This window comes from Myxacorys sp. (assembly GCF_059501405.1).
Window position 1 is genome coordinate 1 of record NZ_JCACCM010000090.1, and the last position, 19,071, is coordinate 19,071.

Annotated in this window: 8 protein-coding genes; 1 reads left to right on the forward strand and 7 read right to left on the reverse strand. The window is 48.8% G+C overall.

The features are described 5' to 3' along the window. The first annotated feature begins 98 nt into the window (after nucleotides 1–98). Nucleotides 99–849 (forward strand): IS1 family transposase gene (locus AC5I6P_RS10620; protein WP_495693726.1). Its coding sequence is split into 2 segments (ribosomal slippage): nucleotides 99–356 and nucleotides 358–849, totalling 750 coding nucleotides; the frame shifts between segments, so codons are not numbered across the junction. A gap of 158 nt (nucleotides 850–1,007) precedes the next feature. Here the strand turns inward: AC5I6P_RS10620 and drmC are convergent. The 7 genes from drmC to AC5I6P_RS10655 form a co-directional block, all read right to left on the reverse strand. Then, nucleotides 1,008–1,823, reverse strand: coding sequence for a DISARM system phospholipase D-like protein DrmC (gene drmC / locus AC5I6P_RS10625; RefSeq protein WP_495693727.1), 816 nt, complete (start codon nucleotides 1,821–1,823; stop codon nucleotides 1,008–1,010). Nucleotides 1,824–1,825: 2 nt separating this feature from the next. After that, nucleotides 1,826–3,697, reverse strand: coding sequence for a DrmB family protein (drmB, locus tag AC5I6P_RS10630; protein ID WP_495693728.1), 1,872 nt, complete (start codon nucleotides 3,695–3,697; stop codon nucleotides 1,826–1,828). 13 nt (nucleotides 3,698–3,710) lie between these two features. Further along, nucleotides 3,711–7,712: a DISARM system helicase DrmA gene (gene drmA, locus AC5I6P_RS10635; RefSeq protein ID WP_495693729.1), complete on the reverse strand. Its 4,002-nt coding sequence runs from the start codon at nucleotides 7,710–7,712 to the stop codon at nucleotides 3,711–3,713. After that, nucleotides 7,709–9,799 carry a UvrD-helicase domain-containing protein gene (locus tag AC5I6P_RS10640; protein ID WP_495693730.1) on the reverse strand — a complete coding sequence of 697 codons (2,091 nt, stop codon included), beginning with the start codon at nucleotides 9,797–9,799 and terminating at the stop codon, nucleotides 7,709–7,711. The genes drmA and AC5I6P_RS10640 overlap by 4 nt, the downstream gene beginning before the upstream one ends. A gap of 131 nt (nucleotides 9,800–9,930) precedes the next feature. After that, nucleotides 9,931–10,584: a macro domain-containing protein gene (locus tag AC5I6P_RS10645; protein WP_495693731.1), complete on the reverse strand. Its 654-nt coding sequence runs from the start codon at nucleotides 10,582–10,584 to the stop codon at nucleotides 9,931–9,933. Further along, on the reverse strand, nucleotides 10,565–16,468 hold the full coding sequence (locus tag AC5I6P_RS10650) for a DarT ssDNA thymidine ADP-ribosyltransferase family protein (protein WP_495693732.1): 5,904 nt from the start codon (nucleotides 16,466–16,468) through the stop codon (nucleotides 10,565–10,567). The genes AC5I6P_RS10645 and AC5I6P_RS10650 overlap by 20 nt, the downstream gene beginning before the upstream one ends. Next, a complete protein-coding gene (locus AC5I6P_RS10655; RefSeq protein WP_495693733.1) occupies nucleotides 16,461–19,025 on the reverse strand; it encodes a sacsin N-terminal ATP-binding-like domain-containing protein in 2,565 nt (854 codons plus the stop codon). Before AC5I6P_RS10655 ends, AC5I6P_RS10650 begins: the two co-directional genes overlap by 8 nt. Nucleotides 19,026–19,071: the final 46 nt, after the last annotated feature.

Consider the following 19,071-nt stretch of genomic DNA (forward strand, 5'->3'; position numbering starts at 1 on the left):
ACCAGACCTGTGACGGTCTACCTCCCTTAACTCTGAAGATACAAGACCTGTGGAATAAGGAATAATGGAGGAGTCGTTTTCAAGCCAAGATTCCTCAGATGGTTCTCGAACCCATTCTTTGCCCTAGCTGCGGCAGTGAAGATGTGGTCAAGCATGGTCAGTCGGAAGAAGGCAAACAACGCTATAAGTGTCGTCATCTGGAGTGTTCTCGGCGCACCTTTATCCGGCAGTATGCCTATCGGGGCTACCTACCCGAAGTAAAGCAGCAGATCGCAGACATGGCAACCAATGGGAGTGGCATCCGAGACACCGCACGGGTGCTGAGAATCAGTCCGACGACCGTGATTGAACAGCTCAAAAAAAAGCCCAAAACTGAAAGCGGTGAATGAAGCGCGTCTTGCCCAACTAGAGCCAACTCAAACCATCGTAAATCTTTGTCAGTGGGAAGATACGGAAGCAGAACTAGATGAAATGTGGAGCTTTGTGGGTTCCAAGCGACATCAGCGCCCGTTGTGGCACGCAGTTGACCACAAGACCGGAGCAGTGTTGGCGTATGTGCTGGCAGAACACAAAGATGCTGCATTTCTCGAACTGAAAGTGCTACTTGAACCTTTCGGTATTACCCAGTTTTACACCGATGGTTGGGGAGCATATGAGCGGCATGTCGAACCCGTGCTTCACACCGTGGGCAAAGTGAATACTCAAAGGATTGAGCGCAAACATCTAACATTGCGAACTCGAATTAAGCGACTAGCTCGCAAAACCATTTGTTTTTCCAAGTCCGAGTGGTTGCATGATGTGGTCATCAGGCTGTTCATCAATCGATTTGAGTTTGGAGTATCTGTTTAGTTAACTTTCCACAGGTCTAGAACACGACCGGACTCGTTAGTCACTTCGATGCCGCGTTGGCTTCGCCATGCCATAGAAGTCAAAACGAAAGTCGAAATAGTGTCTGTGAGAGCATTCTCTCATTGTTAACGAACCAAAAGCACTTATGCCATCGAGTGTCAGCTACTATTCTCCCAATAAGCCAGGTCACCATGCAAGATGAGGCTGCTGATCTGCTGCATCACCTGTGTTGCCAAAGCTCGATTATGAATCAAGACACCCATCTCGATGTTGAGTGACATGGCATAGGCTGTCAGGTTGGCACTGGAAATGAAGAGGTGCTGCTGATCGCAAACAGCACACTTGGCATGAAGGGAGCCATATCGCCCCTGCTCATCCACAGGACGTTTTTTCTTGTGCCAGACATAGACCTGAGAGCGTTCTAAGATCTCAGCCCCAAAAGTGGCTGCCATACCAAAGGAGATTTTGCCGCTGCTAGCTTCAGGAGTCTCAGCAATAATGCGAACGTTGACCCCACGATCGATAGCAGCGATGAGTGCTTGAACAATCTCAGGGATATTGTAAATGGCAAAACTGACAATCAGTAGATCCTGCTGTGCAGCTCGAATCAGTTGCAATAAGGTTTGATCGGTGCGCCGTAGAGGCAGTGCTTCTGGATTGGGTCCTGTCCAAACCAGCTCAGCCGATAGCTCCTGTTGAAGTGTGTTTTGGCAGTGCGCGGCTGTTGCTAGGGCAGCCGCGATCGCGTTGCCATCCAATAAGGTTGTCTCGGCCTGCCACACATCAATCAAGTCACTGGTAAGCTGTCGCCATGATGCTCTTGGCAGCAAGGGCAAAAGTTTATGCTTTAACGTTGACGACTCACCGAAACTAACAGTCATGAGCACTCGCATCAGGACATCCAGGGTAGATGCTGGCACTTCTTGAGCGACCTGATGCAGATGTTCCAGCAGTTTTGCAGATAGGAGAACCAAGATCAAACCACCTGCTTAAAGAAGGCAAGGGACTCTAATTCAGTCTTGACTGTTGGAATCAGGAGCGTCCGATCAAGGTATTTATTGCCCCGTTCGCAGGACGTCTCTGGGCTGAAGAGGCAAGCATGGCAGGCAGCCCAATGCAAGGAGTTAAGAGATTGGAGCGGGCTATGCTCTGCGCAAAGGGGGTCAGAGGCACATAACCGCATCTGCTCTAATGCCTGGTCAAGATGGCGACCGAGGGTGGCCGGTTCCCCTAAACTCACTAAGCCACCCAAGGTGCCCTCACTATCGGGTGCTGCCGTGTAGAGCAGAATGCCTGCCATTGGTCCGCTTGGATCAGCCGGGGACTTGGAGTAGATGCGCTCCCTCAGACTGGCAGCGCTATAGCCACATTCAATGGCTAACTGTCGCATTAGGGCATGAGCGAAAGAATGCAGTAGCAGGTAGCGAACGCCCGGATAATTAGCATCAGGATCAAGCGATCGCGCTGTGCGCCAACGCCGATGTGCCTCTACACTCTGTTTTCTGTAGGCTTTAAGTTGTGGCAAGCTTTCCCACTGAGCGATCGCCGATTCGTTGAATTGAATAAATAACCCTTCTCCTCGGACTTCGGTTGCCGGAACCCACTTCGGTTCTTGGCGGCTCAGTGGTGCCCAGTAATCTTCCGGCAACTCCCCAGTTTCATTAAAGTCACCGGGCGATTCAATCCGAGTAAAGCCAACTAAGGCTCTAACTTCTCGCAGTCGTTCGACTAGCACCACTTTGCTGAAATACATTTCATAACCTTTCGGTGAGGCAACGGGGGTGAGCCAGAAATCAGCAGAATTAAGGCTGGTGTCTGCATTTGAGAAAACCTGCCACTCGGGAGTTTTGATGTCTTTGGCTTCATCATCTGCTTCGTCAGATGTAGCCGAGCGCCTTTGCTGCATCTGCGCCCAAATGTCTCCGTCTGGATACTTCGCAAACTCCTTCAGTTGCCCAATCTGCCGAAAGGCAGCCAGAACTTCTAGACTGACGGCTTTTTCTAGCACCGTCCAGTGTTTCTCAACCAGTTGGGCCAGCTTATCAACAGCCGTAGGAATCGAAAGGGCGGAGAGGGTTATGGGAAACCAACTGTTGGAAGCACCGAGTGAAATGCCTACCATTTGCTGGTCGCAACCGCCTTCATCAAAATTCCGTAGGTGCACGTGGCGACCGCGACATTGAGGCAGATATTTTTTGCCCAACTCCCCAAAGGCATCCGACATCCGACGACTAGCACCACAGCCATCACATTTAACTTCAATATCAGCCGCAGACCCCGAGACACCATACTCGTACAGCCGTAATGTTCCCTTTTTACAATCGACACCGCGATGGACGAAGTACCTCCAGGGAAAATCATCCAAATGCCCATGTCTGCAAGCCACCAGGAACCGAGCAGGGATGACGGTGGGTGGATATTTCCCTTTGGGACAGTTGGTGTGGATGTAGCGGTTTTGATCTAAGCGAAAGCGATCAGTCTTGAGGTCAAAGAGTCCAGATTGGAGCGGAGCCAATAGGCGACAATTTGGACAGAGCATCCAGGTGGGGAAAGGTGAGACTGGAATCCCAACACGCTGGCCCTCGTCTAAGAGAGGCGGCATGCCATCCGCTTCTGGTGGCAGGGGTGGGGACAGTAAACGCTTTACCGAATAGCTAAGTGATCGCCGCACGACTGCCAATAAGCGTTCTTCTCCAAGTTCAGCCGCGTGAGTCAGATCCCAATCATCTAGCCCCATTACCATGGTGGAGAGATTTGGTAAATCAATCACGGAACCAATGCCAGCAGAAAACAGAATTTGGCTAGGACGTAGTTCACCAACTTTGCTGCGGGGTTGTGCTTGTGCCATAGAAGCCTCTCAATCAGGGTGAACTGGGCATGGGCTGGGGTGTTCGGAAATCATCATCTGGAATGCGATCGTCCAGAATGAGCCCAATCGTTGGCTCCACGTTGCGAAGTGAATTCAAGCAGGTGAAGGGTTGCCAGTCTCCCTGTCCCGGTTGCGCCAACAAGCCTTGAGTAATGCCGTCCTTTTTGGGTTTGTAGCCTAACACGGCTCCACCAAGCAAGTTGTCTGCTTGCTCTAGCCAGTAATCCAGTTTTGCTTCTAATTCCTGCTTGACCAAATCCCTGGTTTTAAGACCATCGACATTTGCCGCACGCGTCACGATCGTATCGACGGCTGCTTGAATGTAAGGATGATTGCGATCAATCCGCCCCGCTTTTTCATTCTGGTTGAGTTCTGTTCCCTGCAACCGTACCAAGGAGACAAATAACGCTGCCAAACCACGATCGATGGCGCGGGGCGCAAAGGGAGTCACGGAGAGGGCTTCGACGTGTTTGTAGAAGGTCGTGTGGTAATGTTCAAACTGCTCATAGTGAGACAAATCCCTTGGTCGCGCCCAGTTATAGACAGTGAATACAAGACCAGGAAAAGCGCGCCCGACACGAGATGTTGCCTGAATGTATTCCGCTGTCGTTTTGGGCTGTCCTGTGACTACCATTGCGCCTAACCGCCGCACGTCCACACCAACCGAAATCATATTGGTTGCCAGCAGCACGTCAATGGGTTTGCGAGTATGGGTTTTCTTGTCGAGGTTGGGGTTGAAGGGCACTTCCAGCGCATCGAGAACAAGGGGAATATCGGTGGAAGCAATGCGGGAGGTCAGTTCTTTCACCTCAAGACGAGATCGCTTTGCCAGCCCCCGTTGATCCATCTTGCCCAGGCGAGACTGGATGTCGTCATCCACCAAGCGCCGTGTACCACCGAGTTCCCGCATGGAGTTGAAGTAGCCCACCAAGGTCATCCAGGGGTCAGCCGCTTCGCCATATTTGTCGTAAAGCGCCTGCGAGGCAGCGAGTACCGCCGTATAAACCCGAATCAGCGCCGCTTTCAACCGACGCCCTGTAGCACAGATACCTAAATAGCGTCGTCCGGGATAGTCTTCACCTGGTTCGCGTTGGAGGGAGAAGAAGTTGTCGGTGACATCCAAACCTTGCGGTGGGAAAACCTGTACCTGTCGTAAGAAGAGATGATGGATCTGGTCACGCGCTTGCCGGATGGTCGCCGTCGAAGCGATCACCTTAGGGCGGACTGTTTTACCATCCACTGTCCAGGAACAGAGTTTATCTACTGCCGTTTCGTAGAGACCCACCAGCGTACCAAGGGGACCACTGATCAGGTGTAATTCATCCTGAATAATTAGATCCGGGGGACGCAAGGGATTGGAAGGGAGGGTTTTAGCCAGCGGTTGACCATACTTGGCAGGATGACTCGAAGTATCCTCGATTTCGGGCGAGACAAACCCATGTCGTTGACAGTAGCCGTCTACCTGCCCAAACAACATTTGCACGGCACCATTCCACGGCATCTGGGCAAATTTATCGACGGTGGCAATCAGCAGCGTCGGTAGACGACGGTAGATTTCTTCATCCACCACTAAAATTGGCAAGCCTTCGGTCGGAGATTGTTTTTGAGTAAATAGACAGCGACCGAGGGCATCACCGCAGTAAATTAGGGTACGTGCCTGTCCTTTGGCAAAGGACTCCACTTTAATGTGCTGCTTACCGGGGTCGATTTTGGTGCCGCACCAGGGACAGTTTGTGAGCTGGTGTGGAGAGCCACTGCTAGTCGGTTGATATTGTCCCAGCTTTTGTTTGAGGAATTCTTCGCTTTGCTCCGTGCGGTTGGGAGTCGTTTTCTGACCCACCCATAAGCCGATCCGAAACGGCTCGTTGCCCCATTTAACTGGGTCTTCTCGACGGATCGCTTCACAGGCACAAATTAAGGCTGTGGCTCGCTGGAATTGCTGGAGAGTTAGCAAGCGTAGAGTGTAACGCATCAGCACAGCCACACCTGCTTCTCCAGACCGTCCGGCGATCGCGCCTTGTAAACGTCGCAGCCCGATTGTGTAAGCGGTCAGCCCTAAATAAGCTTCTGTCTTACCACCCCCGGTGGGGAACCAGAGCAAATCGGCGATCGCTTCTGTTTCGTGGCTGCGATCCGGGTGGTGCAGGTCAGTAATACTGGGTAAATTTAGCAGGATGAATGCCATCTGAAAGGGTCGCCAGGACCGATTTTTCGGCACATCCACATTGCTAAGTTCCTGGTCTTCGCCGCGTCGCTTCTGTTCAGCGTAGAGCGAGTGCACCCGTTGCTGCCACATGGCCCGGTTTGCAAACTGAAACGCTTCGAGGGCTTGTGGGTCCGTCTGCAATAACGCTAGTCCTGCCTGAATCCGCTCTAAAGTGCGGGTACAGTTTGCCAACGTATCATTGGCGATCGTCTCATAGCCTTGCAGTTGGGCAGTGGTATCAGCGACACGAGCTGCCTGCCCAACAATCCAGGCGGCATAGGCATTAACGAGGGGATTCAGTTGCTCAAGCAGTGCAGTCGGGGGAGTCTCCGCTAAAACTTGCATGTCTAAAACGAGTCCTGCCAGTCCCGGCATCTCATCGGGCGTAGGTGCATCGGTTTTAGGGACTTCGTAGGTGGGAACAACCCGTGTGCACAGCCGCACAGCACGATCAGTGCTGCCGTCGGCTAACTCCGCATGAACACCTGTCCCAAGCCCTACGGCAAATTCAACCTGATGCCGATAAAGCATTGCCATTGCCTGCTCTTCGGCATACTGCACCGGGTCGAGTTTGCCCAGCGAACGTTGCTGCGCTTTACGGATGAAAATATCGCGCTGATGAGGGTCTGCAGCTTCTACGCTCAATTCAGGCTGAAACAGCCATGCCTGGTCGGGAGATCGCTCCGGTTCTCGCTGTTCGTTAACCAGGAACAAACTGATGATCCAGTCATCCCCACAGGCACGAATCTGCCCTCGCACGTATACCTCACGGGCTGGGTCAATGATCCAGGAATCGATTCCACCTGCTTTAAGGGGTATCGGAGGGGATTGTCCCACGACTGGGTACCTGCGCCAGACTGTTTTCGGTGCGCCTGTTGGCGTTTCTAGAGATTCGCTTTTGGCACGCTCGTACTGTCCCCATCCCGCTTTGATTTTGATGGCTTTAGCAGTACCACTTACACAAAAGCTCATGCCCAGCGAAGACGGGAACATGGTTTCGATCACCGGATTGGTTGCTTCAGTAGTGCCGTCATCGATCGTTCCTGTACCGCCCACAGCGAGTTCATCGAGTTGTTCAGTGCTTTCATCAACGGTGCCAGTTTTGGCAGCAGCCAGTTCGTCCGTGGGCTCTAATGGATCATCGGTTGGAACGGGACGGGTACGCCGGTGGAGGGGAGCCAGTAAGCCGACCAAATAGCGATCGCTGACTCGTGCTTCATCCACTTCTTCGTATTCACCGCCTGCTGGACCCAACAAATCCGCTAGTACTGCCTGTTCTAGCTCGGCTCGAATTTGATAGTGGGACGGTAGCTTCAAGATCGGTGGGGGATTATGCTCCTGGCTATCAGCAGCTTCAGCGGAGGGTTGCTTAGCTTCCTGTGTGTTTACCGAAACAAATTGCATCTCAATCAACTTGCCCTGTCCTCCGCTCTGCTCCTGTGTCGTCGCCACAAACTGGGGCTCAACTAGGCTAGGTTGCTGCCAAACCGTAGGAGCCACTCTGGCAGAGGTTGGTGCTGCTTTCACTGTCTTCGTTTTGTTCGGTGCTCCCTGAAGTGCTTGCACCACTTTCTCTGCAATCGTGTCTGACAGGGTGCTGTCTTCGCAATCGAGAACATCGGCATCATCAGAGAGATCAAGTCCTGCTAGCAACACAGCAAGATGCTTCTCAGAGGCAGAAATAACGGCACTCCAGTCCAGTTGAGCCGTGCGATCGCGTAATTGTTGGTTGACCGCTGCCAGGTCTAAAGCACCCGGAAGCATGGCTGGGAGTTTGATGATTTTCATGCGTTACCAAGGTTCCAGAGATGAGAATCAAACGTTTGGAGCAAAGACGGTGGCTGCTTGGCAGGCACTAGCACCAGAAGGGCACGCATAGCTCTCGTCATCGCAACATAGAGGGTACGTCGCTCACGGGTCAAAATTTCAGTGGCAGCTTCTGGCGCGGTGCCTTTGGGAATCGCGGGGTAGGCACTCTCTAAAAAGCCTGCAATCGCCACGATTGGGAACTCCAAACCCTTTGCCGCTTTGAGTGGTAACACCTTCACCCCTTTATAGTTGAGATCCAGGTCTTTGCTCGTCATAAACCGCGCTTCGATACCCAGATAGTTTAGCTGTCCTGTTAGATTCTTGCCTGCTTTTTCAGTCGGCACCAGGATCGCACAGGCTCCTAATCCCAAGCGGAATTCATGGGCGGCGGTGCGGCAGAACTGAGTCAGAAGGTTGCCTTCGGAGGCGCGATCAGAGATGGCACGTACCGCTGGCGGTGGACCTGTATGGATATAGAGCCGTTCAATATCGTCTTTATCCAGGGTGCCCTCTTGAAGGTAGGCATAGGCAGCTTCCCCAATTTCCTGAGTGGTACGGTGGTTAACTTTTAATATGCCTGTGCGTCCAACAAACTTGAGCGATTCATGCACCTCACCCCAGCGGAAACTGCTGCCATAGATAGACTGGTTGGCATCGGCGGTAATGAAGAGGCGATTTGGTTGCTTGCAGAGTTGGATCAGAAACCGTAGAACGCTCGGGCTGAGGTCCTGGGCTTCGTCGATAATGACCGCATCATAGAGTTGTGGCTCTGAAGCGTTTTGCAGTAGGGCTAAAGCACGGTTTCGCATTTGTGACCAGGTTTCCATGCCCTGGTCTGCGAGCAAGCGATCGCAGTGCTGCCGCAGCTGCCAGATCGCCTGCCGCTGCATCTTGTTGAGCGGAATGCTGCGCCCTGCGCGAGGCGTTGTGAGGTAGGCCTCCAGCGTTTCAATTCCTCTAGCATCAATCATCTCGGTCAGTTCCTCCAGCAAGTACTCGGGCTGAAGGCGTTGCAGGATGAGTTGTTGTGCCTGTTGTTGCAGGGCATTGCCCTCTAAAGTGGCGATCGCTTTGGGGACGGCTTGTTGCACCAGCTTGAGCAGATCTTTGGTAGCAGCGATGTTTGGTTGTCCTGTGGAGTGACAGACTAGTGAGTAGATTAAGGCATCGGCTGTCTTGACCTCAACAAACTGAGCGTCTTGGCCCAAAAGCTGTTGCAGCAGTTGCTCAGAGAAGGTGACAAGGGCATTGGTGTAAGTGGTGAAGAGAATCCGGGGCTGACTGACACCATTTGCCTGAAGCTGTTGCAGGATCTGACGGGTACGGTAGAGTGCCACGGTACTTTTGCCTGTACCGGGACTGCCCTTGAGTAGGGTGGGACCTGCGGCATTGCTTGCCCAAGTGACAAATTTCTCTTGTTCGGGATTGAGCTTGAGCAGGAAGCCGAGCAAATCCCCTTCCTTGAAGCGCAGCAGTGCGTCAGGGCTGCCCGTGACAAAACTGGGCTGATTGAGGACGTGATCAAAATTAGGGGCTGTAATGCAATCGAAGAGACGATCGCGTACTGCATCCGGAACATCGGCCTCAAGCAAGTCATCGAAGGTACGGCAGGTAAGGAGCGCAGGGAAACAGGTTTTGGGGATGAGTAAGTGATCGAGCAGTGCTTCCGTTAGCTCAACGGGTAAAAAGGTTTCGGCTTGAGACGGTCTGGGTTCAGGAGACGGCGGCTTCTCAGGGGTCAACAGGTCGTCAAGCTTAGCAAAGGCAGTGATATCAATCTCAGCTTCTTCGGTAACCAGTTTGTCGCCCTTATAAACATCCTTACGGGCATCAACCCCCAATAGGGCTACCCAACCGTCTCCATAGGTGTAAATGATGCGGAAGTCCCCAGAACGCAGACGGTAAATGTCACCTTTGTAACCATGCAGTTTTTTCTTGAGACTACCGTGAGGTTTGGGGTCATCCCGTAAAACCTCAATCTTTTCCAAGATCTGCATGACTCGCTCTTTAGGGATGGCGAGCAGTTGATTAGTAAAGGTGGGCTTGTGGATAATCTCGAAGGACATTAAAGGTAAAATTTTAACCACCTCTTCTAGCAAATCCACTTAATTGAGAAAAGCCCCACATTCGTAATGTAATTTTCCAGTGTGGTCTCAGGAGAGGAATCACTTCCAGAGCAAACTATCTTCTCAGGATTCTATTTAAGAACTAACAGAGTTTTCTCTACGGTGGAAATTCCTATCCCCTGAGTTGACAGCAAACCAGCCAAACTACAGAGTTGATCCTGTTGTATCGCTTGCCTCACTCTTTTAATGTAAGGCTGCTTTAAGGCAGTTATTTCAGTTATTTCTTGATCAGATAGCAAGAGATAACGTTCCTTAATTCGAGTGAAAATATCATCTGGAGCAGTGGGATCGTACAAATATATTTCAACAGGCAAACTACAGCCACTCAAATATCTTTTCATGACTGCCAATGAATCATCTACAGATATTCCACCATTCTGGGTTCCAAGCATTGGAAAAGCGATAGAAGTAATTCCCTTGCTCTCATAGGTATCAATAAATTTATGCAACCCCAACTCTAGAAATCGCAATTCCGAGTTATATTTCCAGTGTTTCTTAGTAGGAAAGTTGAGAATCCATCGTTGATCGGTCTTATATATCCAGAGCTTGCCAATATCAATTTCTTTTTGTTGGCAAAGCTGAATATAGCGTTCATACATTTCAGGATAGCGTAAGCGAAATTCCAGAGCAATACCAGCTCCCATCACTCCCACACAGTTAATGGTATTAACAAGTGTTTGGCAAGTTGAGGTAAACAAATTACCTTTAATGATTTGAAGGTTCATTGGTGTAAATCAGCCAGTCCCTACCATTTTCCTGAAAATAAACACTCATTAAGGTGTTTTGCCTGCATTGTAGTTGAACGTTGCGCGAGGCATTCACATAGATTGAGTTTCCAAAAGAGACCTTGGAAATACTATTAAACTGAGAGCCAACTTCATAGTCCAATGGAGGCTCTTGCGTAAAACGAAGAACTATTTCACCCTTAATGTCGCCTACAGCGTTGTCGTAATTGTCAATTTGTATCTCAATGGGTTGACTATCATTTCTAACCACAATTGTAGGATTTTCATGATAGAAAAAGCTGCCAGTGCTGGCTACCTCCCTTTCACAAAATACTCTACTACTATACTTTGAGTTTCTGCCGATGAAATGCAATAACGTTTGCTTGTCCTGAGCGGTTCGGCAAATAATCGTGATGTCCTCTAAGCTCAATTGATCCAGACAGAGTTGTTGATGGACAATAAACTCTTGCTGAGATGCTCTCAAGAACGTATGTTTGCCAACCTGAAGCAAGGATGAGTAGACATTGTCAAAGTCAAAACACTGTTCCAGAAACGCGGTGCTATTTCCATAATGGGAACCTGAAGCGGCAAGATTACCATTACTGGAACCGCATCTGCGTCCCTGGGTTGCCAGGACACGCCTCAGATCAAAGCGGAAGAAAATGGGGACAGGGCAGAGTGCATAAATATCGCCTCGACGTTTGCCCAACCCCTCATTATGCCACTGGGTTGGGGTTTTGGGTCGGTAGTAGAAGCGTGCGAAGTCTTTCACATCATTTCCAGTGTTGTGGATCAACGTTGTGCCCGCAGAGTCTCTAAAGGTCTGGCAATAATTTCTGGCCCGTAATTGCTCACTTTGAATAATTGAGGCTGCATTCTCAACATGTGTAAAGTGGTAAATATACCCTTTCCAGATTGACCGTTCGTAATTCAGCCCTTCTATAAGCGTTTGGGCAAAGGCGTCTAGTTCATCAGGCGATCTTGAGAGTGAAAAATCGTTCTGTGTGCAAGGAGTACGGAACTCAAAGTTGAGATCATCGTAATCTGAAAACTCATAGCCGAGTTCCTCGTCCGTACCAGGGGGTATTGGAGGGTGGGTGACAGGTTCTCCGCGCTTAATAGCAATTTGAACCATGAGGTGGAGAACTCCGGATATATCAGCATCACTAGTAATCCAGAAACCTTCGCCGGTTTCGTAGAGCTTGACAGCCAATGGTTCCCGCATCTCCCCAGAGAGCAAATAATTCTTAACTGCCTCCTGTTTTTCTGGAGTGTCTGCTTGTAAAGCCCATTCCGTTAGTTCGTTAATAGGAATACTTTCTCTCCGCAACCGACTGGCATAGAAGAAAGCCAAGCCAGTATCCTGGTAATCCAGATGCAAAATGCAGCGATCAGGTGCAAATGCAGCCAGCAAAGCCTCTTCAGAAGGACTGGAGCGATCGCACAATAGCTGTTGGCAGGGTAAATAAGTCTCTGCCTGAGACATAAACTCAGCGTCCTGCAAGAAATCTTGGAGCTGATTGCGTTCTGGGGAGGTTTCTAAGGAATTTAAGAAGTCTCTAGTAATCAGGGAGCCAACTTGGTTAGCCTTGGTTGAATCCACTCTGGGGGACGTTGCACCAATCTCTGTTTGCAAAACATCGAGTAATCGCAACTCGTTCACAGGATGACGCTGCGAGTCAAATGATGTTCCCAGGAGAGCCTTGGCCTGTTTCCATTGGCTTTGGGAAATCAGCTTGCCCTGATACGTTTGCTGGAAATGACCCCAATTGGCTGTTTGCAAAAATACAGCTGACTCTGAAAGCTTACCCATTACCTGGTAGCAAACCTCAGTGATTGAGAGTAACTGGCGATAAGCGCCGTATAGCCCGCTGGGTAAAGCTCGACAGTGGGTGATTAAATGCCCCATCCCACGCGTTCCCCCCAACATACAGCTGATAATTTCCTGTCCTTCACTAGGATCTTTTTGTTGCCAGCGAATAGCCAACTCTTGCCAGAGAAATTTCCAGAACTCGTACTCACTAATTGTTGTGAAGCCAAATGTCTCAGCAAGGGTCTGCCAGTTTTGCTCGCTGACACGGGCTAGGGCGCAGAGAATGCCTCCGAGTGCCTCGCCAATTCGGTTGGCCAAATCTCGGTTGCGGGTTGACGATTTGACTAAACTTTCTCGCCCAGTTGTGATATCAAAGTTGGCATTTAACGCAAATCCTAAAAAGAGAACTTCTCGGGTGGGTGCTGTGACCCAGAAAGTTGGGATATCGTCGGGTAGAGTTTTTGTGAGCCGACCATCTTGTTCAGCCATACCCAGCAGTAAGGTGGCTTCTGCCGTTCTAATGCAGAGTAACAAGGATTTATCGGCATAGATGCTTGAAGAGATGGGTCGCTTGCCAACTTCAACCGCAGGAACGCCAGGGATGGATATTGGGTGCCAAACTAAGCTGATGGGTTGAGAACTTGCTGAAATCAGTTTGCATTGTTTGATGGCTCTGGAAAATACCAGCAGGATACTGGCAAATTCCTGGAAAGGCTGCATCACGTCTTCAACCGAGTAGTCCTCTTCAAGGTCTAACTCGACAGCTGTTGCATCAGTTAGATGCAGGTGATTTTGAACTGTTCTCCTCAAATCAGTAGTGACTTGTGGGGCCAGTCGGGATGGAATTAGCCCGCCTTCTACAACAAACCCCAAATTTTTGCTGATAACACGCGGTTCTTTGCAGACGAGATAAACGCTCTTAAATCCTAATCCGAACTTCCCAGTAACATGTTCTCCTTTGTCGGAAATGTTGAACGTGAGCATCTTCTCCAGGTCGCGATCGAACCCTGCTTCACGGTATTGTTTACCAGGAGAATCGGAATGCTGAAAACAGTTGATTGGCCTGCCAGCATGAATGAACAAAAGTTGATTAGTGGCAGCAACTACTAGAAACTGAGTTCTGTCTTCATCCAGTTTCTGGGCGGGTGACATTTGCATCCACTCAACAACTGCATCGTCTGCATTCTGAAACAACTCAAACGGAATACTTTGCGGGCGATAGCCATGCAGATCTATTTTGGCTCTAACAGACTCTAATAAATCATCACGGATCTGCTCACTTTCAGCGGATTCACCTTCAACTAAATTAGACAACTCTACAAATAGTTGCTCAATCTGATCATCTAAGCGTTCCACCGATCTTTGTTGCTGTTTGAGTTCTGCTCGCTGGTGGCGTAAATTATCCCATCTAGTGAGAAGGATTTTGATTGCAGGAATACGATCGTGTGCCCCCAGCATTCTCATAATATAGGGCGCACCCTCTAGCAAAAAGTTTTTGGCGACCTGAATATCAAGCTGGTCAGATTGACGTAAATGCCCCCAAAAATTATCGATTGATGAAGTGCCAACCTGATAAACCCCTCTTAAAAGTGCCTTAGTTGACTGTTTTAGGAGTGTAGATAGGTCTAGCTCACTAAATCTATCTGGATGGAAAGCCAGGAGTTCCAAGTCTAGAGTTTCTGATTCGAGTTCGCTAACAAACAGATGTGGAGGCTGTGAGGATCGAGCGAGTGCTGCATTAAATGTACTTCCGAGGACTGACCGGACTGTAGTAGTGCGATTGTCAACCTGACCAACATGGATGCGGAACTCATGTAACTCAAGATTTCGGCTAGATGGATCTCGTTCCTCCAGCAAGCGTTGACGCATGGCTTCTGGATCCCGCAGACCTAAGTAAAGCTGAGCGAGGTTTTTTACATCGGGGTCATTACCCATAAGTAGGGTGATAAATGCCCCAATGAATGAGGGGGGGCAGTACTGTTCCCAGGTGCTAAAGTACGTGTTTAAAACACTATAATTATTGGTCTCAACTGATACCGCCTGAGTTGCCAGAACTGTATTGTGGCTGCGGGAAAGAGAGTTTAAATAGCTGCCCATGATCTGGGTCTGCTCAGAATTCAGCACGTATGCTTTGTCAATGTTCTCTCTATTTTCCTTTTTGCCCCAGGTTAGCTGGTCAGGGGTCTGCCAATCTCCTCGCTGGTTTAAGAGACGGATTTGAGGCAAGATGCTTTGGCGAAATATGTTGTACTGAACAGCCAGTCGAAGATAGGCATTAAATATCTCTACAGTCGCTTTCTCGGGCTGGGATGTCGAACTGGAGAGGGATTGGAGGAGTAGAGCAATCTTTTCCTCATTGATGGAGCCCAGTAAGTTCGGTAACAGAAATTCCCGAAAGCTCTTCCTAGGAAGTAGCTGGGTGAAGTTCCAGACTGGTAGAAAACTGACATCAATGGTTGCAAAAACATCCCAACAGGTATCGAGGGGAAAGTCCGTGAAGTTACCCAGTTGATATTCTGGGGCCTCGCTGAGGGATGCACCCACAGCTTTAAGCGCCTCCTTGTGAGTCACAAATAGCTTCTCAATGAGCCATGGCCAACAATCTGAGCGATCGCGAATTTGGCGACTTAACTGGGATGAGGCGACATCGGGGTCAGGAATTACCAGAAGTAGCGCTTCAATTTCCGGCTCTAGATCAGGATAGTGAATCACATGGTCAGGTGATACAGCATTCTGTTGTTTGTCTAATAACCAGGCTGTTGTCTGGAGCTGGTGCAGGTTGGTCTGGTTGGGTGAGTGTTGTGAACTGAGTAAATTGCTGAGGGCATCCAGGATGATTGCACAATAGTTGTGAGGTTTCTCTTGCTTTAGTACTAGGCTCAGGATCCAGTTTTCATCCCACTTAGAGAAAAAGTTCCGGAGAACTTGAAAACTTTTGTGGTTTCTCACAGTTCGAGACAGTTGACGTTCCTCAAAGTAATTCCCCAAACTTAGATCAATCAATGTTGGTAAGTGCTGATTGAGTTGATTGGGTAGGGGCAGAACAATTTGCTTGGGAGCAATTGATTGCTCCTTTAGCGGAATCCAGGTGGCTACGATCAGGCGATTCTTTAAGGATTCTGGAATATTGGTGTCATTTTGAAGTGAATCAAGGATGACAAGACAAAAACGTTGCCAGTGCTGAAGATCTGGATTTGAGTAATTTAGGATCGATTCAAGAACTTGATTAACATCCCAAAATATAAATAGTTCTGTGACCCACTTGTACGCAGCGGCATCACGAATCGACTTGGATAAAACATCTCGAGAATATTTCGTGTTGTTCAGGCTGGCAATGGTTTGTTCATGCAGCTTCAAACTGGTATGGACCCTGATAATATCAACTGGAGCAATCGCCTTCCCGTCTGATGCCCTTGATAGCCATTGTGCCTCCTTTAAAGCGGCTTTTTGCTGGTCCCTGTCTTTGGGCAATAGTCGGTGTAACGCATCCAAAATTAGATCGCTATAGGCGTGCGGTCTCGGTAACTGCAAAATGGTAGTAATGGCATGAGCAGGTTCCCAGGGCGAGATCCAGTTCTGTTGAATCTCTAGATTTTTTTTAATTAAAACAACCTGCTCTTGAAGGCGTTGATCTAATGGAAAGTCTGGATTTTCTAAGAAAACTCGCTCTGCTTCAATGAAGTCCAGAGTTCCGGCAACGGTTTCGTGGAGATGGAGGGATTTCCAGAGGTCTTCGTTGGCAGGTCGTTGGCTAATGTAGCGCAGAAGTTCGTTGCGATCGCCTACCGTTAATTTATTGCCATCAACAGAGTCAGGACCCAGTTCTCGAATCAACTCCACGACTTGTTCAGGTTGTAGGCGATTGATGCCTAAACTTGGATACTTATCTACCCGAATAGACTGGATCAATGCGGTATCAATCAGTCGCCAGGCCGACCCCTGCTGCGTTAGAACTTGCAGACCAACTTTCTGCCAAACTGTGCTCTCCTGAGAAGTCACATAAAGGACAGTTTTCACATCCTCATACTTGGAGCTATTCCCATGTAACAGATAACGCAGTTCTTTAGACACGATCCATTAGCTCCGTTAAAAGGTTAGTGCGATTTTGGGGATTAGTCAGGTCTGGTTTGGTGCTCAGTAAGGATAGGCAACTCTTGGCATTGAGAGCAGGCAATCCTTTCAGTGAATCTGCTCCGGTCAGAATATTGGCTAAGTTTGTATCAATAAAAACAATTGGACAACTGGATACAGCGTCTCTCAATGAATTAGCAAGCTTATTGGTTCTTCCATCTCCCCTAAACAAGCATTTCTGGCTGTGATATACCTGCAAGATGACATACGGGTATAGGTAGGACTCTTGATCACGATGGTTATAGCCAATAAAGAGGGGTAGCTGCTCTAAGGCCTTGAGGATTGCTTCAAGGGAGCCAGTTTGTTTCAACTGTTCCAAAACTTGGCAAATGAGTTCACAGATCACTTTCTGCCTGGCTGCGTCTTCAGTTAATACCTGACTAAGCTTAGTCAGGACTACAACAACTGATTCATGGCTGAGAGTACCTGTGCTACTGAAGAGTGACGGCTCAAATGAAGCGTAAATCGGTAATAGATTCAGATCAAGCTCATAAAGCTGTTTCAAGACTCCATGTCTAACTTGCTCGTTAGCTTCAAAGCTAGAAATTTTGAAGCGTTTGTCTGGAGCAAGATACGCAACTAAATTTTGGATCAGAGGTAATAAGGTTTTTTGTTGCGGTTTTTGCGTATCGAATTTAATGAACGCCTTTCCCAGGACTGTCATTAAGTGGGCTTGTACCTCTGTATGCTTAACTGCCTTCTCGTTTTGTTTCAGCACATTTAGCAAGTAACTGAGAGCGTTAGGCTCTGAAAATACTGAACGAATATTGAGGTTCTCTAGGAGAGCGCAGATTTCATCCGGCTTCCATGCAGAATCTGTGTATGGGAGGAGGTTAGGTTTGTCTGAGAGGATGAGATAGTGGTTTTCAGCCAGGGATTCCAGACTGGGAAACGCTTGCCAATCTGGAATCCCTGGCAGGAGGCGCACTGAAATGTTGGCACTAACCATTTGCCAACTGCTGCCGGATGGTTCTGTGGAAAAGACCCACTGGTATTCTTCGCAAATCCGCTCTCTATAAGTTTTAATTGTGTAGAGTCTAGATTGACGAATTCCATTACAGAGATGGGTAATCTCGTTAGCAGAAAGGTTGTGAGTACCACAGAGCTTTTCTAATGCAGGTAGCACAAGCTTCAATGTGCCTTTCATCGCCAATAGATAATTCCATTGGGCAATCATTTCATCCTCCGTCTCAGGAGTTTTTTGCTTAAAGGAATTACTGCGAATACTCTGCAGGCCCTCAATATACTTTCTGCCAGAGTCTAAGAAGAAGTAGCCATGTAGAAAAATGGTGTAGTCCTGATTGCCCTCACAACTGATTTGTTGATGGACTTCTTGTTCAGCACTCTCGGTACTGGAATTATTTTCGTCGCTAGAGAGTGGGAGAAAAACAGACCATTGCAGGGTGACTTTAGCGCTCCCGTTCTCGCTGGAGGGCTGTTGGGTCAACACTACAGCACAGTGGGGAATGGATTTATCTGGGATCATCTCCTCATCCCCATTTTCATTAATGGAGGAGCGTCTGGTCCAAAGGGAAGAGGTTTGTAAGTCTTTCCAGAAGTGACTGGAGTTATTGGCGGCTCCGGGCAGCAGACGGGCAAAATCGGTGGCGGGTAGAATTCGTTCCTTGCCTGCAAACTTGATATTGTTAGACGAGCTTAAAAGGACATTGCCTTCCAGGTCATGTTCATCCGGCTCGATCGCCTCATTGGCTGCGTCGGGATAAATGCAACGTGCCAGGGCACTTTTCTCATCCAACTGAATATGAAAGTGTTGCTGAAGCGAACCTTTAGTCTCGGGTAGCCAGTATTTGACCTTTTTCAGGTGGCGTAATAAGGGAAGGAGTTGCCCAATTCTGGCTTCCATATCTGCGGGTAGGTTGTCTCGAACTGAGCTTAAATCTTCGTAGTAGTTGGCCAGGATGCACCGTTCGTCGGGCATGCGCTGACGGAGGGGAACCCACAGCAGAAAATATTGTGGAGTATTTGGGGTAATGAGTTTCTGGGTGATTAGATAGTTTTCTAGATGCTGAAGATCTACCTGGGAAATCTCGGTCCATTCGGGTCTTTTTGCATCGACTCCTTCCGAGGTTGCCCAAGGGTTGATAAATTCTCCGCACCCCTCTGAAATATTGCTAGAACGGGCGATATAGAAAAAGGCTTCACAAAAATGAAAAACGCTCTTCTGCCCAAGGCCGAATTTCCCGATTTTTCCTTTGTCTTTGGCATTAGCATCAATGCCGAAGCAAGAAATCGCTTCTTGGTCCTCTTTATTGAATGTGCCGTTGTTGAGAAAGAATAAAGCAGGTGTTTTGAGGAGAGGATGACTAATGTTGCTATCTAGACCTCTAGCAATGCCAAAGTCTAAACTGGTTGCCTTCCCGTCGTTGGCGTTTTGAATGATTTCTTTGATGATGGGAAACCCTTGCTTGTATCTTTCTCTGAGCAAGCTTTTGATCGTATTGATAATTGTTCCTGGTGGGGTTCTGTAGCCAGCCATAAAGCTCTCTCTACTTGCTCAAATTAAGGATAAATCGATGTTTCCT